The organism is Nocardia sp. CY15, from assembly GCF_009829295.1.
Lineage (GTDB): Bacteria > Actinomycetota > Actinomycetes > Mycobacteriales > Mycobacteriaceae > Nocardia > Nocardia sputi.
This window is the reverse complement of record NZ_VUOT01000001.1, coordinates 817,873-840,250: the sequence shown is the minus strand read 5'-3', so window position 1 is coordinate 840,250 and position 22,378 is coordinate 817,873. Positions and strand designations below refer to the sequence as shown.

Here is a 22,378-nt window from a genome sequence, read left to right as displayed (position 1 = left end):
CGCTGCTACGCCGACCTCGCCGAGGTTCTTGTTGCCTGCGACCGACCCCAACTGTCCGTTCGATCAAGTACAACCAGGAGAAACACAGTGAACACAGTGCGCCACAACACCGTCGAGATCCAGGGTCTGCCGGTCTTCTACCGCGAGGCGGGAGATCCCGGCAAGCCGACCGTCGTACTGCTGCACGGCTTTCCGACGAGTTCGGCGATGTTCCGCAATCTGTTGCCGGAGCTGGCCGCAGATTATCATCTGATCGCGCCGGACCATATCGGATTCGGGCAATCGGCCATGCCGTCCGTGCTCGCCTTCGACTACAGCTTCGAAAAGCTCACCGAGATCACCCTGGAACTGTTGAACACTTTGGGTGTCCAGCGGTTCGCCCTCTACATCCAGGATTACGGCGCACCGATCGGACTGCGCATCGCCTCCCGCAACCCGGATCGCGTCACCGCGATCATCACCCAGAGCGGCAACGCCTACCTGGAGGGGTTCACCCCGTTCTGGGAGGTGCTGTTCGCACACGCCAACGACCGTGCCGCACACGAGCCCGAGGTGCGTAAGCTGCTCGAAATCGACGCCACGAGATGGCAGTACACGCACGGTGTGCCGGCCGATCGGCTGGCGTGGATCAGCCCCGACACCTGGACTTTGGATCAGCACTACCTGGATCGGCCGGGCAATAAGGAGATCCAACTCCAGCTCTTCGCCGACTACAAGCTGAACCTGGATCTCTACCCGGAGTTCCAGAAGTACTTCGCTGAGCACCGGCCTCCGGTCCTGATCACCTGGGGCGAGCACGACGAGATCTTCGGAGCCGACGGCGCCCGCTCCTACCTGCGCGATCTGCCGGACGCCGAACTGCACCTGCTGAACACGGGCCACTTCGCCCTGGAAACGCACGGCACCGAGATAGCCGCACTGATCCGCGACTTCCTCACCCGCAAGCTCGGCTGACCGGCGGGAGATCGAGCCGGGCCGACGTTTTCGCTCGAGCGAAACCGAGCGCCGCGCGGAATTCAGACGGGGCATGCCCAGGTATGGGCATGCCCCGTTCCAACGGACAGGTCGGTGATCAGCCCTGCTGGGTCGGGACGACGACCAGTTCGGCGATGTTGACGTGCCGGGGCGCGCCCACGGTGTAGGCGATCGCGTCGGCGATGTCGGCGGATTCCAGGATCTTTATCGCCGTGCGCCACTCCTCCAGCCCGGCGCGTTGTTGCTCGTCCTGCATCCCCGCGCCGAGTTCGGTGCCGACGAAGCCGGGTTCGATGTTCTTGACCCGGACGCCGCGCGGCCCGAACTCGGCCCGCAGGTTGCGGGTCAGGTGCGCGACCGCGGCCTTGGTGGCGGTGTACACGGCGTAGTTGGGGAAGACGGTGTGCCCGCCGATCGAGCCGACCAGCACCAGATCCGCCGGCTTGTCCTCGGTCGCGGCGGCGAGCAAGTCGTCGATGAACGCTCTCGCGGTGTAGAGCAAGCCGGTGATGTTGGTGCCGACCATCTGGTCCCACTCGTCGGTCAACGCGGATTCGAACGGCGCGGCGAGCATGACGCCCGCGTTCGCGACGACCAGGTCGACGGGCCCGAACGCCGCCCGCACGGTGGCGGCGGCGTCTCGCAGGGACTGTTGATCACCGACGTCGGCGACCACCGCGACCGCGTTCGCGCCGATCTCGGCGGCGAGTTCTTCGATGCGATCCTTGCGCCTGCCCAACAGCGCTACCTCGGCGCCTTGCTGCGCGAGCTGCCGCGCGGTCGCGGCGCCGATTCCGCTCGATGCTCCGGTGACGACCGCGACGCGGCCGGAAAGGTTGTTCGTCATGTCCACTACCTTCCGGCCTTTCCCGCTCGCCTGACAGGCTGCGGACTTCCTGGTAGTCGCGGGGCCACCCAGGCCCGGTGCGGCTGACCTACCCTCGAACCATGGATTCCGACAATCGACTGGGCGCCTTCCTGCGCGCGCGCCGTGAGCTGGTCCGACCGGAAGATTTCGGGATGTCCAGCGGTGGCCAGCGACGGGTCGCCGGGCTGCGCCGCGAGGAGATCGCGCTGCTCGCGGGGGTGAGCGCCGACTATTACGTGCGCCTGGAACAGGGGCGCGACAGGCACCCCTCCGAACAGGTCATCGCCGCGCTGGCGCGGGTGTTCGCGCTCGACGAGGAGGGCACGGCGCACCTGCGGGAACTGGCGCGCCCCACCGGGCGTCGGCCGAAGGCCCCTCGGCAGCCCGAGCGCGTCGCACCGGGTTTGGTCCGCCTGATGAACGCCTGGCCGAACACCCCCGCGCTGGTGCTCGGCAGATATCTGGACGTCTTGGCGGCGAATCCGCTGGCCGCGGCGGTCAATTCGTGCTCTGTTCCCGGCGTCAACCAGGTGCGCATGGTCTTCCTCGATCCCGAGGCGCGCGACATCTACGGTGATTGGCCGACCATCGCGGCCGACACCGTCGCGAGCCTGCGGGCGACCGCGGGCGCCGACCTGGACGATCCGCGCTTGACCGCACTGGTGGGGGAGCTGTCGCTGAAGAGCGAGGAATTCCGGCAGCTGTGGGCGCGCCACGACGTCCGCGCGAAGACCGCGGGCGTCAAGCATTTCCGTAACCCCGTGGTCGGGGACCTGACCCTGTCCTACGAGACGTTCAGCGTCAACGGCGCGCCGGGTCAGCTACTGATCGCCTACCACGCGGAGCCCGGATCGCCCTCCGAGCGCTCTCTTGCCCTGCTCGGCAGCTTGATCGCCGACAACCCCGATACCGCGCGCGACGAGCACCGTGACGCCGGGCAATCCGGTTCCTCCCGGCAGAGGAGCTGAGCCGCGCCCGACCGCCGATTCAATCCTTCGCTCCGGTCCGTGTCGCACCTGCCGACGCGGCGACCACACACGCGACGCCCGCCCACTGCCCGAGAGTCATGACCTGACCGAGGACGGCCAGGCCCGCGATCGCCGCCACTGCGGGCTCGAGGCTCATCAGCACGCCGAAGACGCGAGGCGGCATCCGCCGCAGCGCTTCCAGCTCGACCGAATACGGCAGCACCGACGACAGTATCGCCACCGCGAATCCGGCGGCCAGCACGCCGGGCCGCAACAGCGCGGCGCCCGCGTCGATGACGCCGACCGGCAGCATCACCAGCCCGCCGAATGCCATGGCGAGCGCCAGCCCGCCGCCGCCGCTGGTCTGCTCGCCGAGGGCGGCGCTCAGCAAGATGTAACCCGCCCAGCAGGCCGCCGCGGCCAGCGCGAACATCACCCCGACCCAGTCCACGTCTCCGTCCGCCCTGGTCAGCAGCAGCACTCCGGCCCCGGCAAGCACCGCCCACAGCGGATCGCTCCAGCGCCGCGAGCCCGCCAGTGCGACCGTGAGCGGTCCCAGGAATTCGATGGTCACCGCCATGCCGAGTGGAATCCGATCGATCGCCGCGTAGAACGAGAGGTTCATCAACGCGAGCCCCGCCCCGTACCCGAGCACCACGGGCAGTGCGCCACGCGCCACCCGCAGCGACGAGCGCCAGATCACCAGCAGGACGATTCCGGCGAAGACCAGCCGCAATGTGACCGCACCGGCCGCGCCGGTAGCCGGGAACAGCTGCTTGGCCACCGCCGCGCCTACCTGCACGCTGACGATGCCCGCCAGCACCAGTATCGTCGGCGGCACGCCACCGAGCCCCTGAGCGGCGATCGAACGCCGGACCGAAACCGGCCTGGCCCCGCGCACCATCCGCTCGAAGTCGATCGCGACCACTCCGCACCTCCGTCGCCTGTAGGAAACCTTCGGACACACAACCACGCCGGGACGACACGACCGAACACACGGCACTCGGGGCGGAGGTCGTCGTAGCCACGCCGGTCCCCTGCCGTACGGCGGCGGCGTGGAAAGCCGCCCGATTCGTGTCCCGGCGTGGTCGAGATTCGGCGGTTCGCACCCCGCCGAGACCGAACGGGAGTGAGGATCTAGACATCGCGCCGGCGACCGTTGCCCGCGCCCGTTCGAAGAAGAGCGACTCACGACGATAGGACCACCGGAATGCGGATACGAGTTGGTGCGGTAGCGGCGATCGTAGCCACCGCGGCGGTCGTGCTGGGTGGCCACCCCTCGGCTGGGGCCACGGTTACCCAGGTGGAGATGTATCCCGATATCAACTTCGGGTTGGTGACGAACTACGGGACGGGCTGCACCTATACCGCGCGAGCCACCCTGACCGATAGCATCACGCCGGTCGTCTTCTACGACAACGGTATTCCGTTCGGCGTGGTCCGCCCCTCCGGAGGTGTCGCCTTGATCGACTGGGTGCCCGCCACGCCCGGACCGCACACCATCAGTGCCGTGCAGCAGCCGGAGACGCCGTACGTGGCGAGTATCGACCTCAGGGTCGGCCAAGGCGTCCACCTGGGCTACGCGTGCGCCGTTCTCGGCGGTTGACGGCGACCCTTCCGGTCCGCCGCGCCGGTAGGGTCGAGCGCGGTGGTGCGGGGCTCGATCTTTTCGGCGTGAAAGGACGTGAGCATGCGAAGCAACGGGCCGATCGTGGTCGGTGTGGACGGGTCCGCCGGATCGGCGGCGGCGGTCGCGTGGGGAGCGCAGGCGGCCGCGCAGCACCGGGCGCCGCTGCACCTCGTGCACGCGCTCGACCCGGTCGCCGACTACGGACCTGGCATCACCGAACCGCTCACCAGCACCGACTATGCCCGGCTGGAGGGCCACGGGCGCTGGGTGCTCGACACGGCGGCAGAGGAGGCGCGAATCGCCGTCCGCGCTCTGCGCGACGTCGAGGTAAGCACCGAGCTGGTGCACGAGCCGGCCGGGCCGGTGCTGCTGGACCGCACCGGCCGGGCGAGGCTGACGGTGGTCGGCACCAGGGAGCGCGGCACCGTGCGACGTGCCTTGCTCGGATCGGTCAGCGCGGCGCTGGCGCGGCGGGCGCACTGCCCGGTGGTCGTGGTCCGAGAGGGTGCGCCGCTCACCGAGGAAGCCAGGAAGCGGCCGGTCGTCGTCGGGGTGGACGGCACCGAGATCAGCGAACCCGCCATCGAAGCGGCGCTACGGGAGGCTTCGGCGCGGGGTGTGCCCCTGCTGGCGCTGCATGTGTGGATCGGCATCGAAATGCCGACGGTGAGCGCCGAACTCGCGGTAGACACCGAGAAGCAGATCGTGCTCGCGGAAAGCCTCGCCGGATGGCAGGAGCGTTTCCCCGAGGTGCTGATCAGGCGCGAGATCGTGACCGACCGGCCCGAGCGCTCTCTGCTCGAACGCTCCGAGCAGGCCCAGCTGCTGGTGGTCGGCAGCCGGGGCCGCGGCGGGTTCGCCGGCATGCTGTTCGGCTCGACCAGCCAGGCCCTGCTGCTGTCGGTGGCGTGCCCGATCATGATCGTGCGCGATGTCACGATGGCGGTCCGCTACCTGCCCGACTGAGCGTCACGCTCCGGTCGTCGAGCCCGGCCGCACGATCATCAGGACGGTGACCACCGCCCACAGCACGTTGAACACCCCGGTGTCCATGGCGAGACGGCGGATGAGCGCCGGAGTGGTGCCGGTGAGGTCGGCCAGGATCTTCTGCTGCCCGGGCAGCACGAGCAGTGCGAGCACGCCCGCCGCGGCCGCGGTCAACCCGATCGACACCACCAGCCAGGCGTCGTCGAGCACGCCGAGGCTGAGCGCGGTGAGCACACCGAAGGTCGGGACGAGCACGCCGAACAGGGCATAGACCCGGCAGATGCGATGCAGCGTGCCGAGGACGGCGGGATCGTGGCCGGTCGCGGTGGCGGCGAGGGCGCGGCGGGTGGTGGCCGGGAACATGCTGGCCGCGACCGTTACCGGGCCGACGGCGATGATCACGGCGAGCACGTGGACCGAGAGCAGGAACTTCGTCACGGCGGTCGACACTAGTCAGCGTGGCGGGGGAGCGAAATTGGCGAAAGTGCCATATAGCGGTCGTTTCTCGCCAAGTGCTGTGAGCTGCGGAGATCGAACGGAACGCCAGACAGGCGGTATTGGCTGGAAGTGACCGGATGAATACGCTTTCGCCATGCATACCGTGGCCGTACTCGCCCTGGACAAGGTGATCGCGTTCGATCTTGCCACGCCCCTGGAGGTGTTCGGACGGACGAGGCTCCCCGACGGCAGGCCCGGTTATCGCGTACTGGTCTGCGCGGCCACATCGACAGTCGACGCCGGGGTGTTCACGCTGCGGGCGCTGCACGGGCTCGAGGCGCTGACCGAGGCCGACACGATCGTCGTACCCGGCTGCGCCGACCTGGACTCGCCGGTGCCGGAGGAGGTGATCGACGCGCTGCGCCGGGCGGCGGCCGCGGGCACGCGCATCGCGTCGATCTGTTCGGGCGCCTTCATCCTGGCCGCGACCGGACTGCTCGACGGCCACCGCGCGACCACCCACTGGCTCGCCGCCGCGGAACTCGCGACCCGCCACCCGGACATCGAGGTGGACGCCGAGGTGCTGTACGTGGACAACGGATCGCTGCTCACCTCGGCGGGCGCGGCCGCCGGAATAGACCTGTGCCTGCACATGATTCGCCGGGACTACGGCTCGGCGACGGCGGCCGACGCGGCCAGGGCGGCGGTCGTTCCGCTGGAGCGCGAAGGCGGACAGGCGCAATTCATCGTGCACGACCAGCCGCCGACGCCGCGCGGCTCGGCGTTGGAACCGGTGCTGCGGTGGATTCAGGACAACTCGGCGCGGGATCTCTCCCTGGACGACATCGCCGCACACGCCGGAATGAGCACTCGCACGCTCAATCGCCGCTTTCGCGAGCACACCGGCACCACACCGTTGCAGTGGCTGCTGCGCGCCCGTATCCGGCAGGCCCAGTATCTGCTGGAAGCCACCAGCCACCCGGTCGACCGGATCGCGGGCCAAGTCGGTTTCGGATCGCCGACCGCGTTCCGCGACCGCTTCAAGCGGGTGGTGGGGACGAGTCCGCACAGCTATCGGGCCGCCTTCCACGGCTCCGATACGAGACCAGCCGGATAGCGCGCCCACCGATGAGTTCGCGCGCGTAGTCCCGTCGGATCAAGCGACAACACCCGCAGCATTGATCCAGGAGAAACGCGAATGAGGAAAATCACCGCAGGTCTGTTCGTCGCCCTCGACGGTGTCGTGGAGGACCCGCAGGACTGGCACTTCCCCTACTTCGACGACGCCATGGGCGCGGCGGTCGACGCCCAGCTCGGCGCCGCCGACACGCTGCTGCTCGGCCGCAGGACCTATAACAGCTTCGCGGGTGCTTGGCCGGAGCGCGAACAGGCAGGTGGCCCGGACGCGGTGTTCGCCAAGAAATTGGGCGATGCGCGCAAGATCGTGGTGACCCGGCAGGATCTCGACTTCACCTGGCGCAATTCCGAAGTGATCGACGGCGACCTGATCGAGGCGGCGACGGCGTTGAAGAACGAGCCGGGCGGCGACATCGGCATCAGCGGCTCCGTCTCGGTCGTCCGTCAGCTACTGGCCGTGGGCCTGCTGGACGAGCTGCACCTGCTCGTGCACCCGATCGCGGTCGGCAAAGGCGAGCGTCTGTTCGAGGACGGCGCCCAAACGATTCCGCTGCGGCTGCTGTCGTCGCAGACCTTCGAGACCGGTGTGCTGCACCTGGTCTACACCCGCGACGAGGCGGCGCCCGCAGGGGGTTACGAGGACGCGAAAGCGCATCTCTCGCAGAGTGTTCGGTAGCCAGGCGGGGCGGGCCTCGATCAGCCCTCGGTATCGGTGGCCATGGTGAGCAAGAGGTCGCGCAGGGCCTCTTGCTGAGCTTCGGTCAGTGCCGTCAGGGGTGAGTTGGCGCCGAGTAATTCGAGCGCGTCGTCGCGCCGCCGCTGACCGGCCGGTGTCAGCACGATTTGTTTCGCGCGCCGGTCCGTGGGATGCGGCTCGCGGCGGACCAAGCCCTGCTGCTCGAGCCGGTCCAGCACGAAGGTCGCGTTGGACGGCTCGCACGACATTCGCGCCGCCAGCTCCCTGGCGGTGATCGCCTCGGACAGTTCCCGCAGGGCGATCACTTGCGAAGGGGTGAGGTCGAGCTGCTCGGCGACGCGGCGGACGTGCACGTCCAGCCGGTGGGTGAACCGGTGCACCAGCTTGCACACGTCGCGGTCGAGTTCGGTGTCCACCACGGGGTCCGGCTGCCGCGTCATTGCTCCGAGTCTAGCGTCTTCGATTCGAACTGTGATAGTTCTAGTTCAAATCATTATAGTTAGAACTATCTGGAAGGCGTGTGATGCGGTCCGCGGTGTTCTCTCTCATGCTCGTCGTGTTCACCCTGACCACCGGCGAATTCGTGATCGCGGGCATCCTGCCCGACGTCGCGGACGGCTTGGCCGTCTCGGTGGCCGCGGCGGGCGCGCTGGTGACGGCGTATGCGGTCGGCATGGTCGTCGGCGGTCCGGTGGTCACCGTGCTGACCGCGCGGGTGGCGCGCAAGCCGTTGGTCATCGGGTTGGTGCTGGTGTCGATACTGGCGAACACGGGTTCGGCGCTTGCGCCGAATTACGTTGTGCTGCTCGTGATGCGCGGTGCGGCGGGCTCCGTCGTCGCCACCTTCTTCGCGGTCGCGATCGCCACGGCCGTGTCGACCGCTCGGCCGGGATCCGAAGCCGCGGCGGTGGCGCGGGTGGCGCTCGGGATGAATCTGGGCATCGTGCTCGGTACGCCACTGGGCGCGGCGATCGGCCAGAGTCTGGGCTGGCGAGCGACTTTCGCGTCCGTGGCGCTGTGCGCAGCGCTGGCGCTTCCCTTGGTGCTGCGCTTCATGCCGGACTCGCCGGGGTCGGCCGCCGGTTCTATCGGGCGGGAACTGCGTGTGTTCACCGATCGCGACGTGCTCTGGGCCTTGGCGCTCACCGCCGTCGGAAACATCGGCGTGGTCATGGTCTTCACCTACATCGCGCCGCTGCTCACCGAGGTCGGCGGCTTTCCCGCCGGGGCAGTGCCGATCCTGCTGCTGGTCTACGGCTGCGGCGCGGTGGTCGGCAACCAGCTCGGCGGCAAGCTCGCCGACCGGGCGCTGCTGCCCTCGGTGACCGCGCTACTCGTGGCGCTGGCCATCGTGCTGGTCCTGCTCTGGACGGCAGGTGGGACAAGGATCCTCGTCGCGCCGCTGATCTTCGCGCTCGGTGCGCTGGCCTTCGCGATCATCCCGGGTATGCAGACCCGGGTGGTCGCCGCGGCCACGGCCGCGCCGACCCTGGCCGTCGCGGTGAACGCGTCGGGATTCCAGCTCGCCGCGGCGGGCGCGGGCCGGATCGGCGGCTGGGTCCTCGCCGACGGGCCGGGTCTGCGGTCGCTCTACCTGGTCGGCGCGGCACTCACCGGCCTGGGCGTCGTACTCGCGGTGTACCTGCTCCGGCGCGACCGCCGGGTCGGTTCGAGCAGTGAAACCATCGCGCTCACAGGGTAATTCGAGAGCCGCTAGTGGCCGAGCGCTTTCGCGACGATGCCGCCGGTGACCGGTTTGATCAGATAGCTGGTCGAGTCGTGCGGCGACGCGCCGTTGTCGAAGGATTGCTCGGTGACCGGGACGACGGCGCCGCCGGGATACGGCGGGAAGAACGGAGTGAGGTCGAGATGCGCCGCAACGAGGTCGTCCTCGTCGACCAAGTTGTGCCAGTGCGTCACCGCTTTCGGCACGGTGCTCGGCTGCGGGCGCAGCCGGTCGTACACGACCGTGCGCAGACCGAGCGGCGAGCCCATGGTCAGCAGGGTCACCGGCTGGTCGGTGCGGTGCAGCGCCTCGTAGGCCACCACGCTGCCGAGCGAGTGCGCGATGACCAGGCGGGTGTCGGGACCGACCTGGTCGAGCACCTGCCGCTGGGCGTACTCCCGCACCTCGTCGTCGGTGAAGTACCGGGCGACCTGGGACAGCGCGCGGATGACGAACTTCTGCGCCAATCCGAAGCCGAACGGTGCGAACCAGCGCAACCGCATCAGCGCGTTGAGCGCAGGCCGCAGTCGAGCCTGCGCTCCCTGCGCCACCGCACCCGGCGGCGGGGGAGTGCCCAGGCGGCGGGCGGTCGCCCGATCACGCTCGTCGCCCGCGTGTGCGGCGGCCGTCGCGAGCCATTCGGCGGCGAGCTGCTCCATCAAGTCCAATTGCGCGTCGTCGAGTTCGGCGCCCGTGCCCTGGGCGCCTTCGACCAGGAACCGATTGCCGTAGAAGGCCATGCGGGTCGACAGGTCCCCGGGGGAATTGTCGCGCCACAACCGGTCCGCGAGCTCGGGGGCGCCGTGATTTCGCACTCCGCCCGCCAGTCCGGGCAGCCAGCGCGCCTCCAACGTGTCAGCCGATTCCTGTTCCTGCGCGATGCCGTGTACAAGGACGATCGTCGCCAACGTCCCCACCCCTTTCGATCCCCGGTGTCGGCACCAGTGTCTCTCATCGCGGCCCGCTCGGCAGCGGTGGGCTACTTCCCGGGACGGTTCCGGGCGCGGATCGCTTTGCCCAGTGGGGCAATCGAATTGGCGAGACCGAACAGCACTCGCTCGGCGATCGAGTGCGGCGGAGGCAGGACGGCGAGCTGGCGGGCGAGGTCGAGTCCGTTGACGATCGCGGTGTTCGACTCGATCAACCCGCCCCGCACGACGAACACGTCGGTGCCGAGGATGTCGAGCTGTCGTCCGTTCGGCGCCAACCCGATCAGCGGCACGGTGCCGTCGAACCGGCCCCGCATGCGCCAGTGCACCACCGCGCGCTCGTCCTGCGCGGTGACCGAGAGGATGTCCACGGTGAGGTCGGGAACCGCGACATGACATCGCGGAAGTAGGCCACGATCTCGTCCGGAGCGCGCAGGTCGGCGATGCCGACGAACACGTCGAGCGCGCCCGGCCGCCAGCAGTCCGCGACGGTCTCCCAGTCCTGCTCGCCGATCGCCTCGACGTAACGACGCGCGACCGAGCCCGGGTCCTCTGGATTCGTCATCGATGATCCTTTCCGGAAGCGGGGTCGGCGCCAAGCATGGCTCATGCGGCGGAGATCGACACCGGTTCGGCACAATGAGACTCCAGGCATCTCTTCTTCGCGGAGATGCCCGATGAACAGGGGGCGAAGATGACCGGATTCGAGCAGGGCGTACCGGGCAAGCCGGTGCGGATCGCGATCGTGACCTATCCGGGGATGACCGCGCTCGACGCGATCGGCCCGTACGAGGTGCTGCGCTTCGCGCCGGGGGCGCAGGTCCGCTTCGTCTGGCACGAGCCGGGACCGATCGCCACCGACAGCGGGGTGCTGCTGCTGGGCGCCACGCATTCGTTCGATGAGACGCCCGCGCCCGATATCGTGCTCGTTCCCGGTGGTCCGGGCTCGGCGGCAGCCGCGGTCGACGACGCGCTGCTGGACTGGCTGCGGCGAGCGCACGAGGGCACGCTCTGGACGACCTCGGTCTGCACGGGTGCGCTGGTACTGGCCGCAGCCGGACTGTTGCCCGGACGGCCGGCAACGACGCACTGGCTGGCGCAGTCCGCGTTGCGTGCGCTCGGAGCGGACGCTCGACCGGACGAACGGATCGTGCGCGACGGAAAGACGATCACGGCCGCGGGGGTGTCCGCGGGCATCGATCTGGCGCTGTGGCTGGTCGGGGAAACCTTCGGCGCGCGGCAGGCGCAAACGGCTCAGTTGATCATCGAGTACGACCCGCAACTGCCCTACGACGCCGGTCATGTCAGCAAGGCATCGCGCGAGGTTCGGCGAGCCGCCATTGCCGCGCAGGTTCGTACCGTGGCGGAGCCGGGTGGCTTCGGGGAGTTCGCCAGGTTGTCGGCCGCCGTGCCGCGGCTGGCGTGGCGCAGCGCGATTCGACGCGTGCGCGAACGAGGAAAAAGCTTCAGGCGTCCCGCCACTTGATCGAGCAACCCATGCTCGGCCGGTGCGGTTCGGGGGCGGGCTCGCCTGCCAGCACGGCTTCGACTGCCCTGCGCAAGTCGTCCCCGGTCAGCGGTTTCCCGTTCCCGGGTGTCGATTCGTCGAAGGCGCCGCGATAGGCGAGTTCGAGCTTCGCGTCGTAGAGGAAAAAGTCCGGCGTGCAGGCGGCGCGGAAGGCTCGCCCCACGTGCTGGGCCTCGTCGACGAGATACGGGAAGGTCCAGCCCGCGCGGATCGCTTGGTCGCGCAGCCGCAGCGGCGCGTCGTCCGGATAGGTGGCCGCGTCGTTGGTGCAGATGGCTACGGTCGGCATGGACGGCAGGGAATCGACCAGTTCGCCGAGCGCCGCCTCGATGTGTTTGACGTAGGGGCAGTGGTTGCACGCGAAGACGACCAGCAGACCGGGCCCGCCCGCGAAGTCGTCCCGGGAATAGACGCGCTGGTCGAGATCGGGAAGGGAGAAGTCGGGTAGCGGCGTGCCGATGGGAACCATGTGGGAGGTATGTGCCATGGTGTGCCTTCCGTCGGGATCGCAGAGGACAGCGGGAGCCTAACGCCGTGTCGTCCGATTCGTCGGAAATACGCTGATGGGCCGTCGATCGGCGTGGCGGCTGCCCTAGGGGGCCAGATCCGAGGGATCGGTGTTCGCCCCGCACAGCACCACGCATACCCGCTCACCCGGCGCGGGCCGGAAGGCGGGTTCGTCGCCGAGTATCGCCGCCAGCGCGGTGGCCGCGCCGTGCTCGACGGCGAGCCGGCGCTCTTCCCACAGCTCGCGGCGTGCCGCGACGATCGCGGCGTCCTCGACCAGCACCGAGTCCACCTCGTAGCGCCGCGCGGCCGTCAGCGCCATCTCCGAGGCGCGGCGCGCGCCGAGCGAGTCGGCGGCGACCGAGTCGACCGCCACGTCGACGACCTTTCCGGCCGCGATGGCGGCATGCAGCGCGCGGCAGCGGGCGGGTTCCACGGCGACGGTCCGGACACCGTGGTGATCGGCGGCGGTGGCCACGCCCGAGAACAACCCGCCTCCGCCCACCGCGACCACCACGGCGCCGAGGTCCGGAATCCGGTCGTGGATCTCCGTCATGAGCGTGCCCGCGCCCGCGGCGATGAGCGGGTTGTCGTAAGCGTGGGAGAGCAGGGCGCCGGTGGAATCGGCGAATTCGCGGCTGGCCGCGAGCGCGTCGGCGTATTGCGTTCCCACCAGACGGACATCAGCGCCGTAGGAGGCGAGCCGGTCCACCTTGACGCGTGGTGCGGTGGTGGGCAGGAACACCGTGGCGGAAATGCCCAGACTGCGGGCCGCCCACGCACAGGCGAGGCCGGCGTTTCCGCCCGAGGCGATCGTCACGCCCACTCCCGGGAGCGTGCGGTTCTCACGATGGGCCAGCAAGAAGTTCAGCGCACCGCGCGCTTTGAAACTTCCGGTGTGCTGGAGGAACTCCAGCGCGAACCACAGCCGGCCCGTGTTGTCCGCCTGTGCCACGGAGACCGGTCTGACCAGCCCGGTCACCCGTCCGGCCGCGGCCTTCACGTCGCTGTGGGTCAGTTCCATAAAGCTCCTCGGGACACGGGCGTGCGGCCCGCTTCGGTACTCATGCCGGTGCGGCGGTCCAGGGTGGGCAGGATTGCTATGGGGCCGCCGTCGAGCGTTGCTCTCGCCATTCGCGGATGATCGCCTACCGACACACTATGCGGACCCGGTGATCGCGGGAGCAAGCCTTCCGACTCTCCGGCCGCAGGGGTCGGCGCCGCTCCAGGTGAACATCGGATGATTCGGTTGCTCCCGTCGTCGTGGAGAGCGATCGAGCAGTGCGACCCATCCGCCCATGCAGTGGTCGGCCGGAAGTGCTGCGGGCCGCGCGCAGCGATATGAGAACCCCTCGGCCGCAAACAGATTACCCGCACGGATACAGGCGCGGTCGAGCGGGTCGATAATTCAACCTTATTTCCCTCTGTTCGGGGAGGTTTCGGGCGATTGCGGTCCAATTGCCAGTTTATCGGCGTGTATCCGAGATTTTCCTCTTCTCCGTTGTCATGCTCAGTGCCTGGCTGGTCCGAACCAATCGCCTGGTGAGCGGGCGCGACGAGAGGTCTGAGGTGTGAAACTGAGCTGGATGGCGATTTCCGCGCTGGTCGCCGCCACTGTGTCCGGGTGTTCCGACGACACGTCGGTGAGTGGGGAACCGGCCTCGTCGAGCGCCGCTACCGCTTCCGGCGCTCCGGCGACGACCACCGCGGTGCACGAGCACGAGCAGGCGGACGGCGGTATCAGGATTTTGCTGGGAGATGTCAAGAAAGTCCCGGTACCCGCCGATGTGGTGCTCGATATCCGGGCTCCAGCCGCATGGGGGCAGTCCGCCAACGGCATTCGCTGCACGGTGACCGACAGTTCTGGCCGGAATGAAGACCTGCGTTCGTCGGACGCGAAGAAGACCGAGACGTTCGGCGGGACGGAATGGGTGACGGTGTGGACGTTCTCCTCCGCGCCGAACAGCGACGTCACCGTTGGTTGCAAAGACCCGGAATCGAAGATCGCGGCGGCTCATCCTGATCCGTACCTCCGAGTGGTGCCGCGGCAGATCGTCCCGATCGCTCCACCGCAGCGCTGATCCTGCCTGCGCCGATCCGCCGGGCGGTCGCGGGGTCATGGGCGCTCGGGCGGCCGCGGTTCGTCGGTAGTCTGGCGTAGCGTCGCCGACATGGACGATGTCGCTTACCGGGAGCGGCCATCCCGGTACGAGGGCGCCGTGCTGTGGACCAAGACCGTCGATGGTCGCGGTCCGGCGCTGCCGGTGCTGCCAGTGCTGCCGGTGCTGCCCGACGGGTGCATGGATCTGATCTGGATGAACGGTCGGCTGATCGTCGCCGGGCCGGACACCCGCGCTCACCACCCCGGGACCTCGCCGGGCGGTGCGTACGTCGGCATCCGATTCTTCCCGGGTACCGCGCCCGCTTTGCTCGGCGTTCCAGCGCGCGAGGTGCGGGATGAGCGGATCGATCTGGCCCAGCTCTGGCCATCCGCCGTGGTCCGGTCGCTGGTCGGTCGGCTCGAGGCGGCCGACCGCCCGGCGGCGGCGCTCGAAGGGTTCGTGCTGCGGCGAGCGGCGGACGCCGAGCCTGCCGATCCGCTCATGCGGTGGGTGGTCGGCGCGCTGAACGCCGGCCGGCCTGTCGCCGGGATCGCCGACGCGGTGGGGCTCGGTGAGCGCACCCTGCACCGCCGCTCGCTGGACGCGTTCGGCTACGGCCCCAAGACCCTGGCCAGGGTGTTGCGCATGCAACGCGCGCTGGCCTCGGCGCGCAGCGGCGTGCCGCTCGCCGAAACCGCCGCCCTGACCGGGTTCGCCGACCAAGCGCACCTGTCGCGTGAGGTGCGCGCGCTGGCGGGCATTCCGATGCGGGAGTTGCTCGCCCGATCCCGGCGTGCTCGCCCTGGCTATCCGGAAGCGGCCGGGAGTGCGGCGTACAAGTCGACGCCGTTGCCGTCCGGGTCGAGCACCACCGCGTAGCGCTGGCCCCAGAAGGCGTCCCACGGCTTCAGCTCGCCCTGGTAGCCGGCGTCCACCAGGTCGGCGTACACGGCGTCGACCTCCGCGGGATCGGCGCAGCGGAAAGCGATGCCGATCCGGCCCGCGGAAGTCGGCCGCGTCCACTCGGTGTGGAAGGACTTGATGACGGCTTCGGTGTCCAGAGCGAGCCGCAGACCGTTGGCCAGCGCCGCCTCGGCATGCCCTTCCTGTTCGGAGCCCTCCGGGAAGTCGAGCCCGAGACGGCGATAGAAGGCCACCGAAGCGGACATGTCACTGACGACGATGCCGATGACGTCGAGTTGGGGTGTCATACCGGCAGCGTAGGCAGCGGCGTCCGGTGGCGTCTTGAACGAATCGGACAGGACTCAGCGTGCCGGCGCGGGGACCAGCTCGGCGATCAGGTTCTCCACCAGGATGCGGATGCGGTCACGAATGGTGCGCACCACGTCGATGGTCTGATCGGCGGGGTCCGGCAGCATCCAGTCGCGGTAGCTGATGCCGGGGAAGAACGGGCAGGCGTCGCCGACGCCCATGGTGACCACCACGTCGGAGATGCCGATCGCGTCCATCGTGAGCGGCTTGGGGTTGCGACCGGAGATGTCGATGCCGATTTCGGCCATGGCGTCCACCACCGTGGCGTTGAGGGTCTCGGCCGGAGCGCTGCCCGCCGACCGCACGTCGAACCGGTCGCCCGCGAGAGCGGTGAGGAACCCGGCGGCCATTTGCGAGCGGCCCGCGTTGTGCACGCAGACGAACAGCACACTGGGCTTGTGGGACATGTGAACGCCTTTCGATGTGCAAGGTGGAGCATGAGTGTGCGCGCCGCCGGACCGGCCGTCCGGCATGGGGGAGCCGAAACGCTGTCGTAGCGTATGAGATACGTATACCAGCGCGGCGCCAATCGTTACGTCGCGCCGTGCTTCCGCATGCGCGCCCGTACGGTGGCCGCAGGTCAGAGGCTCGAATCCTTTGTCGCCCAGTGCTTGCGGCACCTTTGCCGTCGAGCGGGGACAGGATCCGACGGTAGTGCGGGAGTGTGAGCCAGCGATGAAACTCCTTCCGCACGTCCTGCCCGCAACCGGCGAAACCCCGGTCGACGCGGGTCGACCGGGGTTCGGCGAGTCAGCGGCCTCGCGGGTTGTCTGCCCCGGCCGGCTGTCCCCGCGCTGCCGGGGAACGGACTGGGGGGCGTATCAGATCGGACGCAGGTCGATCATCTTGCGCAGCCGCTGTCGGTCGCGCTCGAGGCGGCGTGCTTCGTAGGCGATCGGGAAGTAACGCAACCGCTCCGGCAGCAGCGGGACGATGCGGGCGATCAGCCAGCCGAGCACGCGAAGCTTGCGTTCGTCGGCCGCGGTCCAGGTCAGCCCGAGCTTCTGCCGCGCGACCTCGGGTGTGGTGCCGACCGTGACGAAGTGCTGGAGCCGGCCGATCGGCGCCACCGCTGCTTTCCACGCGGGATGCAGCGCGCGCGGCAGCTGCTCGGGCGCAGCGACGGAGCGGATCACCCGCAGGTAGTCGCGTGCGGTGTCGGTCGCGACCAGACGGTTCGCGACGGTGTCTTCGAAGAACTTCTCGAATTCGGTGTAGTCGGCCGGGATCTCCTTGGGCGCCACCGAGAAATTGCGCATCAGCTGCAACGTCTCCTGGAAATACGCCTCCTTCTCCGCCGCGGTGAGCGGGCGGCGGGCGAAGTACTTGGCGCTCTCGGTGAACGCGAACGTCCCGGTGTGCAGCACCCAGGCCCACGGGCCGCTGGCGAGGGCGGTGTGGCGGACGCCGTCGGCGTCGGTGGTGTTCAGCGAGGCGTGCAGCTCACGCAGCCGGTCGGCCTCGGCCAGCGCCTCCTCGCCGCCGTAGACCCACATCATCACCGACGCCAGGCTGCGCAGGGCACGGCCCATCGGATCGGTACGGAAGGTGGAGTACTCGTCCACCACCGCGGAGATGGTCGGCTCCATGGTCTGCAGCAGGAAGGCCGAGCCCGCGGTGAGGGAGAAGGTGACCAGTCCGGTCTGGTCCCACATCTGGGTACCCGGTTCGATCGGGCGGCGGGGCGGCAGCGTTCGCGCGCCGGTGGATTCGCGTACGACGGACGCGGTCATCGTGATCTCCCTTGATCGGCCGAACTCAATACAATGAGATGATAACGCTAATAATCTCTCATCGTCTATCCATGAGCGCCGGTTCTCTCGCTGCCCCTAGGCTGTGCGGATATGACGACCGATTGGCGCAGTCGCACCGGCCGGATCGGGGTGCTCACGGGCGCGGGCATCTCGACCGATTCCGGCATTCCCGATTTCCGCGGCCCGCGCGGGGTCTGGACGAAAGACCCGATCGCCGAATTGCTGTCTACCTATCAGAGTTATGTGGCCGACGCCGGTCTACGGGAACGCGCGTGGCTCGCGCGCCGGGACAATCCGGCTTGGCGAGCCGTGCCGAACGCCGCGCACAACGCCCTCGCCGACTTGGAACGGGCCGGGCGGCCGGTGACCATCATCACGCAGAACATCGACCGTCTCCATCAGCGAGCGGGCTCCTCGCCGGAGCGGGTGATCGAGATCCACGGCAACATGTTCGAAGTGGTGTGCATCGAATGCGACTACCAGACCTCCATGGCCGCGACCTTGGAGCGGGTGGCCGCGGGTGAGCCCGACCCGCCGTGTCCGGATTGCGGTGGCATTCTCAAGTCCGCCACCGTGATGTTCGGTCAGCAGATGGACCGCCGCACCATGGTCGAGGCCTCGCTCGCCGCCGAGACGAGCGACATCTTCCTGGCCATCGGGACGTCGTTGCAAGTCGAGCCCGCCGCCTCGATGTGCTCGATCGCTGTCCAGAACGGCGCCGACTTGGTCATCGTGAACGCCGAGCCGACGCCATACGACGCCATGGCCACCGAGATCATTCGCGAACCCATCGGCACCGCCGTGCCCCGCCTGGTCGCGGAAATCCTCGCGGAGTGACCGGACCGCGATGAGGTCCCCGCGGGCTCAGCCCACCGGGCCGAGCACCCGATCGAGGTAGGGGTTGGCGAAACGTCCTTTCGGGTCGAAACGTCGCCGCACCTCGGCGAACCGATCCCAGTCGGGGTAGCGCTCGCGCAGGGTCGCCGCGGTCTGGAAGTGGCGTTTGCCCCAGTGCGGGCGTCCCTGGTAGCGGTCGAAAACCGCTTCGCACGCCCGGAAGTACGGCTCGAAATCCATGCCGCGGTATTGGTGCACCGCGATGTAGCAGGTGTCGCGCCCGCCCGCCGGGGAGAGGAACGCGTCGTCGGGCGCGACCCACCGCACCTCGATGGGCATCGGGGTGTCGAAGCGGGTCGCCACTTCCTTGATCTCGCGGATCGCGTCGGCGGAATGCGCGCGCGGGACGGCGTATTCCATCTCGGTGAAGCGGATCAGCCGCGGCGAGGCGAACACCCGGTAGGAACGGTCCACCTGACGCCGGTAACTGCCCGCGTAGGCGGCGCTGCGCTGGATCAAGGGGGCAAGGCGCGGCCTGCTGCGGCTCACCTTGCAGAGCAGGTCGAACAGATAGTTGGACATCAGGATGTCGGCGAACCAGTCCACCGCCTTGGGGCGCGGCTGCTCGGGCAGCGGCACGCGGTTGTTGCGCTTGGTCATGGCCAGCGGGCTGTGCGCGAACATGTAGAACTCGAAGTGCTCGTTGCCGTCGAGGAACGAATCCAGGTCGGCGAGCACGTCCTCCACCGGGATCGGTCGTTCGATGCCCTCCAGCACGAAGGACGGCACCATCCGCAGCGTCACGGCGGTGACGACGCCCAGCGCGCCGATGCTGACCCGCGCCGCCCGCCAGCCCTCGGGGTCGGTCTGCTCGTTCAACTCGACCCGGCTTCCGTCGGCGGCCATCAGCTCCACGGAATGCACTGCGGCCGACAGGTTTTGCAAGCCCGCGCCGGTGCCGTGGGTAGCGGTGGCGATGGCGCCGGCGACGGTCTGCACATCGATGTCGCCCAGATTCGGGAAGGCGAGGCCGTGCTCGTGCAGGGCGGTGCTCGCGGCGTTGAGGCTGATGCCTGCCTCCACCCGCACCAGGCCGGCGGCCCGGTCGACGTCGAGCACGCGGTTCAGCTTCGCCAGGTTCAGCAGCGTGCCGTCGGTCAGGACGGCGTCGGTGAAGGAATGGCCCGCGCCCGCGACGCGCACGGTGCGGCCGTCGGCTTCGGCGGCGGCGAGCAGGCCCGCCACTTCGTCGATCGAGCGCGGTGTGGCGAGGATCGCGGGCGCACACTGTTGATCGCCTGCCCAGTTCACCCACGAGTTGGTCACATGACCAACTCTACGGGAGCGAACGTGACGCGCGCTACTTACGGTTCGATTTCGCTACCGCTTGCGCCAGCCGCAGGTCAGGTGCTGCTTGGCGTGCTCGACCTCTTCGTCGGTCAGCGGGGGAACGTCGAGATGCCGACGCGGCGTGCTGTCGCCGCGCAAACCGTTCAGCATGATGGCCATATACCGCTGCCACACATCGGGATTGACCGGCCTGGCGAACTCGGCGAGGCCGTCGACCATGTGCACGAGCGCGAAGAAGTCCGAGGGCTCGATGCCATCGGCGAGCACGCCCGCGTCGCGGGCGCGTGCGCAGATGGCGGTCACGGTTGGCTTGATACGATCGCGTACGACCACGAAGCGGTCGGTCTCGTCGTCCTCGAGTTCGAGCATGACCTCGCTGAACCCGCGATTGCTGGCCATGTGCCGACATGCGTACTCGAAGAATTCGACAAGTCCGAACCAGGGGTCCGGGTGCCGGTAGGCGGCGTCCGCCGCGTCGGCGAAATCGTTGAGGTTCTGATCGAAGACCTCGACGATCAGTTCCTTCTTGTTCGCGAAGCGGCGGTAGACCGTGCCGACGCCGACGCCGGCGCGCTCGGCCACGTCGTCGAGGGTTATCTCGAGTCCGTGGTCGGCGAACAGTTCGCGCGCCGCGGCGATGATCCGCTGCTGGTTACGTGCGGCATCGGCCCGCAGGCGCCGAGGTGGAGAGGCGACCGTGGCGTGATTCACATCCTCATTCTATCAACATCCGGGATTAACCGGAGGCAGTGTCTCCGTTCTCATGGTAGCTTCTACGTTTAAGTGGAGGAACATCCTCCGGATCAATGCTCGACACAAAGGGGACACATGACTACCGCGATCGACCGTGGGGCACCCGCCCCCGAGCACACCGGAAGTGGCCGGCGCGGCTCGCACGCGCTGCGGTGGTGGGTGCTCGCCGTCCTCGGTGTCGCACAGCTCATGGTCGTGCTCGACGCGACCGTGGTGAATATCGCGCTGCCCGCCGCGCAGCAAGACCTCGGCTTCGACGACGGTGACCGCTCCTGGGTGGTCACCGGCTACGCGCTGGCGTTCGGCAGCCTGCTGCTGCTCGGTGGACGCCTCAGCGACCTGTTCGGCAGGCGCAACACCTTCATCGTCGGCCTGGTCGGCTTCGCGGTCGCCTCCGCGATCGGCGGCGCGGCCACCAGTTTCGAGATGCTCGTCGCCTCCCGTGTCGGGCAGGGCGTCTTCGGCGCGCTGCTCGCCCCCGCCGCACTCGCCCTGCTCACGGTGACCTTCACCGAACCGTCCGAGCGAGCGAAGGCGTTCGGCATCTTCGGTGCGGTCGCGGGCACCGGCGGCGCGATCGGCCTGCTGCTCGGCGGCGCGCTCACCGAATGGGCGTCGTGGCGCTGGGTGATGTTCGTGAACCTGGCCTTCGCGGCCGTCGCCCTGGTGGGCGCGGTGCTGCTGCTGGCCAAGCACGCGAGCACCGAGCGGCCCAAGCTCGACATCCCCGGCACGGTCGTGGTCACCGCGGGCTTGTTCGGCATCGTCTACGGGTTCTCGCACGCGGAATCGGATGGGTGGACCAACGGCGTCACCCTCGCCTTCCTGTTCGGTGGCGCGGCGCTGGTCGCGGTGTTCGCGTGGCTCGAGACCAGGGTCGCGCACCCGCTGCTTCCGGTGCGGATCGTGCTCGACCGGATGCGCGGCACCTCCTACCTGACGGTGTTCGTCATGGGCATCGGGATGTTCGCGATCTTCCTGTTCCTCACCTACTACATGCAGCTGACGCTGGGTTACTCGCCGATCATGACCGGCGTGGCCTTCCTGCCGATGGTTGCCGCCATGGTGGTCTCCTCGACCACCGCCCCGTCCCTGGTGTTGCCGAAGGTCGGGCCGAAAATCCTGGTCAGCGGTGGTTTTCTGGTCGCGGCGGCGGGCATGGCCTGGCTGACCCGGATCGGCTTGGACACCGGCTACGCCACCCACATCCTGCCCGCCCTGATCCTGCTGGGCCTCGGCCTCGGCGGCGCGATGGCCACCGCCTTCCAGGGCGCCACCTCCGGCGTGCAGCACGAGGACGCGGGCGTGGCCTCGGCCATGATCAACACCAGCCAGCAGGTCGGCGGATCGATCGGTACGGCGCTGCTGAGCACCATCGCCGCCTCCGCGGCCACCGACTACCTGTCCACCCGCAAGCCGGACCCGCTCACCATCGCGCAGTCCGCGATCGAGAGCTACACCACCAGCTTCTGGTGGGCCACCGCGATCTTCGTGGCGGGCGGCATCCTCACCGCGGTGCTCATGCCGAGCACGGCGCCCGCGCCCGCCGAAGGGGAGCCGGTGCTCGCCCACTGACCCGGCTGCGGCACAGCCGATCCGGTCCCCGATAGAGCCGCCGCCGCTCCCGCGACCTCGTCGCAGGAGCGGCGGCCGCCGTCTTCGATGGTGAGCCGCCGGGTTCCGCCGGCACGCGAGCGAGAAAGCCTCCTCGGAACGCCGGTCCAGCTCCGTGGCTGTCCGATTGCCAATCAGCGGCTACGCGCGGCTTGCCCCATTGTCAGACGACCGTCTTTCCGCGTGCGCGGTGGCGTTGATCGCGGCTGTGTGCCATGCCGCTCGTATCGGGCACGACACGCGGCGCCGGTCCGCCGTGCACGGCAAAGCGCCCCCGAATCCCCATTTTTTGTGCAAAATACGAGA

26 protein-coding genes are annotated in these 22,378 nt (G+C 68.8%); 12 read left to right on the top strand and 14 right to left on the bottom strand.

Annotated features, from left to right (window positions below):
• Window positions 1-87: 87 nt before the first annotated feature.
• Window positions 88-954, top strand: coding sequence for an alpha/beta fold hydrolase (locus GVY39_RS04050; RefSeq protein ID WP_159921019.1), 867 nt, complete (start codon window positions 88-90; stop codon window positions 952-954).
• A 118-nt stretch (window positions 955-1,072) separates the two neighbouring features.
• On the opposite strand, the gene GVY39_RS04045 is transcribed toward GVY39_RS04050, so the two are convergent.
• The gene (locus GVY39_RS04045; RefSeq protein ID WP_159921021.1) at window positions 1,073-1,822 is read right to left on the bottom strand and encodes an SDR family oxidoreductase; all 750 of its coding nucleotides are present in this window, start codon (window positions 1,820-1,822) and stop codon (window positions 1,073-1,075) included.
• 101 nt (window positions 1,823-1,923) lie between these two features.
• Here GVY39_RS04045 and GVY39_RS04040 point away from each other — a divergent pair, with 101 nt between their 5' ends.
• On the top strand, window positions 1,924-2,811 hold the full coding sequence (locus GVY39_RS04040) for a helix-turn-helix transcriptional regulator (protein ID WP_159921023.1): 888 nt from the start codon (window positions 1,924-1,926) through the stop codon (window positions 2,809-2,811).
• Window positions 2,812-2,830: 19 nt separating this feature from the next.
• Here the strand turns inward: GVY39_RS04040 and GVY39_RS04035 are convergent, their stop codons facing one another.
• Entirely contained in the window at window positions 2,831-3,739 is a 909-nt protein-coding gene (locus GVY39_RS04035; protein ID WP_236565293.1) for a DMT family transporter, read from the bottom strand.
• A gap of 282 nt (window positions 3,740-4,021) precedes the next feature.
• On the opposite strand from GVY39_RS04035, the gene GVY39_RS04030 reads away from it, so the two are divergent.
• Window positions 4,022-4,417, top strand: a complete 396-nt coding sequence (locus GVY39_RS04030; protein ID WP_159921025.1) for a hypothetical protein — start codon at window positions 4,022-4,024, stop codon at window positions 4,415-4,417.
• A gap of 84 nt (window positions 4,418-4,501) precedes the next feature.
• A complete protein-coding gene (locus tag GVY39_RS04025; protein ID WP_159921027.1) occupies window positions 4,502-5,407 on the top strand; it encodes a universal stress protein in 906 nt (301 codons plus the stop codon).
• Window positions 5,408-5,410: 3 nt separating this feature from the next.
• On the opposite strand, the gene GVY39_RS04020 is transcribed toward GVY39_RS04025, so the two are convergent.
• Entirely contained in the window at window positions 5,411-5,866 is a 456-nt protein-coding gene (locus tag GVY39_RS04020; RefSeq protein WP_159921029.1) for a hypothetical protein, read from the bottom strand.
• Between the two features lie 154 nt (window positions 5,867-6,020).
• On the opposite strand from GVY39_RS04020, the gene GVY39_RS04015 reads away from it, so the two are divergent.
• Both GVY39_RS04015 and GVY39_RS04010 read left to right on the top strand, forming a co-directional pair.
• Window positions 6,021-6,983 carry a GlxA family transcriptional regulator gene (locus GVY39_RS04015; RefSeq protein WP_159921031.1) on the top strand — a complete coding sequence of 321 codons (963 nt, stop codon included), beginning with the start codon at window positions 6,021-6,023 and terminating at the stop codon, window positions 6,981-6,983.
• Window positions 6,984-7,064: 81 nt separating this feature from the next.
• A complete protein-coding gene (locus GVY39_RS04010) occupies window positions 7,065-7,679 on the top strand; it encodes a dihydrofolate reductase family protein (RefSeq protein ID WP_159921033.1) in 615 nt (204 codons plus the stop codon).
• Window positions 7,680-7,699: 20 nt separating this feature from the next.
• Here GVY39_RS04010 and GVY39_RS34930 read toward each other — a convergent pair whose 3' ends face one another.
• Window positions 7,700-8,140, bottom strand: a complete 441-nt coding sequence (locus GVY39_RS34930) for a MarR family winged helix-turn-helix transcriptional regulator (protein WP_159921035.1) — start codon at window positions 8,138-8,140, stop codon at window positions 7,700-7,702.
• A gap of 83 nt (window positions 8,141-8,223) precedes the next feature.
• On the opposite strand from GVY39_RS34930, the gene GVY39_RS04000 reads away from it, so the two are divergent.
• Window positions 8,224-9,402, top strand: a complete 1,179-nt coding sequence (locus tag GVY39_RS04000; RefSeq protein WP_159921037.1) for an MFS transporter — start codon at window positions 8,224-8,226, stop codon at window positions 9,400-9,402.
• An 11-nt stretch (window positions 9,403-9,413) separates the two neighbouring features.
• Here the strand turns inward: GVY39_RS04000 and GVY39_RS03995 are convergent, their stop codons facing one another.
• The 3 genes from GVY39_RS03995 to GVY39_RS03985 form a co-directional block, all read right to left on the bottom strand.
• Window positions 9,414-10,343, bottom strand: coding sequence for a hypothetical protein (locus tag GVY39_RS03995; protein WP_159921039.1), 930 nt, complete (start codon window positions 10,341-10,343; stop codon window positions 9,414-9,416).
• A 62-nt stretch (window positions 10,344-10,405) separates the two neighbouring features.
• Entirely contained in the window at window positions 10,406-10,726 is a 321-nt protein-coding gene (locus GVY39_RS03990) for an ester cyclase (RefSeq protein WP_159921041.1), read from the bottom strand.
• Window positions 10,639-10,920 (bottom strand): nuclear transport factor 2 family protein, encoded by a 282-nt coding sequence (locus GVY39_RS03985; protein WP_159921043.1) that lies wholly within the window; start codon window positions 10,918-10,920, stop codon window positions 10,639-10,641. The genes GVY39_RS03990 and GVY39_RS03985 overlap by 88 nt, the downstream gene beginning before the upstream one ends.
• A gap of 129 nt (window positions 10,921-11,049) precedes the next feature.
• On the opposite strand from GVY39_RS03985, the gene GVY39_RS03980 reads away from it, so the two are divergent.
• A complete protein-coding gene (locus tag GVY39_RS03980) occupies window positions 11,050-11,841 on the top strand; it encodes a DJ-1/PfpI family protein (protein WP_201295166.1) in 792 nt (263 codons plus the stop codon).
• Here the strand turns inward: GVY39_RS03980 and GVY39_RS03975 are convergent.
• Both GVY39_RS03975 and GVY39_RS03970 read right to left on the bottom strand, forming a co-directional pair.
• Entirely contained in the window at window positions 11,822-12,370 is a 549-nt protein-coding gene (locus tag GVY39_RS03975) for a thioredoxin family protein (protein ID WP_159921045.1), read from the bottom strand. The genes GVY39_RS03980 and GVY39_RS03975 overlap by 20 nt on opposite strands.
• 105 nt (window positions 12,371-12,475) lie before the next feature.
• Entirely contained in the window at window positions 12,476-13,414 is a 939-nt protein-coding gene (locus GVY39_RS03970) for a threonine/serine dehydratase (protein ID WP_159921047.1), read from the bottom strand.
• A 562-nt stretch (window positions 13,415-13,976) separates the two neighbouring features.
• On the opposite strand from GVY39_RS03970, the gene GVY39_RS03965 reads away from it, so the two are divergent.
• Window positions 13,977-14,471, top strand: a complete 495-nt coding sequence (locus GVY39_RS03965; protein WP_159921049.1) for a hypothetical protein — start codon at window positions 13,977-13,979, stop codon at window positions 14,469-14,471.
• A 90-nt stretch (window positions 14,472-14,561) separates the two neighbouring features.
• Window positions 14,562-15,371 (top strand): AraC family transcriptional regulator, encoded by an 810-nt coding sequence (locus GVY39_RS03960; RefSeq protein ID WP_159921051.1) that lies wholly within the window; start codon window positions 14,562-14,564, stop codon window positions 15,369-15,371.
• Here the strand turns inward: GVY39_RS03960 and GVY39_RS03955 are convergent.
• From GVY39_RS03955 to GVY39_RS03945, 3 genes are all read right to left on the bottom strand, one after another.
• Complete coding sequence (locus GVY39_RS03955; RefSeq protein ID WP_159921053.1) at window positions 15,299-15,703, bottom strand: VOC family protein; 405 nt, start codon at window positions 15,701-15,703, stop codon at window positions 15,299-15,301. The two genes, GVY39_RS03960 and GVY39_RS03955, sit on opposite strands and share 73 nt — an antisense overlap.
• Window positions 15,704-15,757: 54 nt before the next feature.
• Complete coding sequence (locus GVY39_RS03950) at window positions 15,758-16,171, bottom strand: arsenate reductase ArsC (protein WP_159921055.1); 414 nt, start codon at window positions 16,169-16,171, stop codon at window positions 15,758-15,760.
• 414 nt (window positions 16,172-16,585) lie between these two features.
• Window positions 16,586-17,497 (bottom strand): oxygenase MpaB family protein, encoded by a 912-nt coding sequence (locus GVY39_RS03945; protein ID WP_159921057.1) that lies wholly within the window; start codon window positions 17,495-17,497, stop codon window positions 16,586-16,588.
• A 111-nt stretch (window positions 17,498-17,608) separates the two neighbouring features.
• On the opposite strand from GVY39_RS03945, the gene GVY39_RS03940 reads away from it, so the two are divergent.
• Window positions 17,609-18,355, top strand: coding sequence for a Sir2 family NAD-dependent protein deacetylase (locus tag GVY39_RS03940; protein ID WP_159921059.1), 747 nt, complete (start codon window positions 17,609-17,611; stop codon window positions 18,353-18,355).
• A 27-nt stretch (window positions 18,356-18,382) separates the two neighbouring features.
• Here the strand turns inward: GVY39_RS03940 and GVY39_RS03935 are convergent, their stop codons facing one another.
• A complete protein-coding gene (locus GVY39_RS03935) occupies window positions 18,383-19,681 on the bottom strand; it encodes a D-arabinono-1,4-lactone oxidase (RefSeq protein ID WP_159921061.1) in 1,299 nt (432 codons plus the stop codon).
• A gap of 54 nt (window positions 19,682-19,735) precedes the next feature.
• Complete coding sequence (locus GVY39_RS03930; RefSeq protein WP_159921063.1) at window positions 19,736-20,416, bottom strand: TetR/AcrR family transcriptional regulator; 681 nt, start codon at window positions 20,414-20,416, stop codon at window positions 19,736-19,738.
• A gap of 117 nt (window positions 20,417-20,533) precedes the next feature.
• Here GVY39_RS03930 and GVY39_RS03925 point away from each other — a divergent pair, with 117 nt between their 5' ends.
• Window positions 20,534-22,033, top strand: coding sequence for an MFS transporter (locus GVY39_RS03925; RefSeq protein ID WP_159921065.1), 1,500 nt, complete (start codon window positions 20,534-20,536; stop codon window positions 22,031-22,033).
• Window positions 22,034-22,378 lie beyond the last annotated feature (345 nt).

Coding starts and splice junctions, on each gene's coding strand:
- GVY39_RS04045 (WP_159921021.1), bottom strand. CDS start 1,822: ATGACGAACAACCTTTCCGGCCGCGTCGCGGTCGTCACCGGAGCATCG.
- GVY39_RS04040 (WP_159921023.1), top strand. CDS start 1,924: ATGGATTCCGACAATCGACTGGGCGCCTTCCTGCGCGCGCGCCGTGAG.
- GVY39_RS04030 (WP_159921025.1), top strand. CDS start 4,022: ATGCGGATACGAGTTGGTGCGGTAGCGGCGATCGTAGCCACCGCGGCG.
- GVY39_RS04025 (WP_159921027.1), top strand. CDS start 4,502: ATGCGAAGCAACGGGCCGATCGTGGTCGGTGTGGACGGGTCCGCCGGA.
- GVY39_RS04015 (WP_159921031.1), top strand. CDS start 6,021: ATGCATACCGTGGCCGTACTCGCCCTGGACAAGGTGATCGCGTTCGAT.
- GVY39_RS04010 (WP_159921033.1), top strand. CDS start 7,065: ATGAGGAAAATCACCGCAGGTCTGTTCGTCGCCCTCGACGGTGTCGTG.
- GVY39_RS34930 (WP_159921035.1), bottom strand. CDS start 8,140: ATGACGCGGCAGCCGGACCCCGTGGTGGACACCGAACTCGACCGCGAC.
- GVY39_RS04000 (WP_159921037.1), top strand. CDS start 8,224: ATGCGGTCCGCGGTGTTCTCTCTCATGCTCGTCGTGTTCACCCTGACC.
- GVY39_RS03985 (WP_159921043.1), bottom strand. CDS start 10,920: ATGACGAATCCAGAGGACCCGGGCTCGGTCGCGCGTCGTTACGTCGAG.
- GVY39_RS03980 (WP_201295166.1), top strand. CDS start 11,050: ATGACCGGATTCGAGCAGGGCGTACCGGGCAAGCCGGTGCGGATCGCG.
- GVY39_RS03975 (WP_159921045.1), bottom strand. CDS start 12,370: ATGGCACATACCTCCCACATGGTTCCCATCGGCACGCCGCTACCCGAC.
- GVY39_RS03970 (WP_159921047.1), bottom strand. CDS start 13,414: ATGGAACTGACCCACAGCGACGTGAAGGCCGCGGCCGGACGGGTGACC.
- GVY39_RS03965 (WP_159921049.1), top strand. CDS start 13,977: ATGGCGATTTCCGCGCTGGTCGCCGCCACTGTGTCCGGGTGTTCCGAC.
- GVY39_RS03960 (WP_159921051.1), top strand. CDS start 14,562: ATGGACGATGTCGCTTACCGGGAGCGGCCATCCCGGTACGAGGGCGCC.
- GVY39_RS03955 (WP_159921053.1), bottom strand. CDS start 15,703: ATGACACCCCAACTCGACGTCATCGGCATCGTCGTCAGTGACATGTCC.
- GVY39_RS03950 (WP_159921055.1), bottom strand. CDS start 16,171: ATGTCCCACAAGCCCAGTGTGCTGTTCGTCTGCGTGCACAACGCGGGC.
- GVY39_RS03945 (WP_159921057.1), bottom strand. CDS start 17,497: ATGACCGCGTCCGTCGTACGCGAATCCACCGGCGCGCGAACGCTGCCG.
- GVY39_RS03940 (WP_159921059.1), top strand. CDS start 17,609: ATGACGACCGATTGGCGCAGTCGCACCGGCCGGATCGGGGTGCTCACG.
- GVY39_RS03925 (WP_159921065.1), top strand. CDS start 20,534: ATGACTACCGCGATCGACCGTGGGGCACCCGCCCCCGAGCACACCGGA.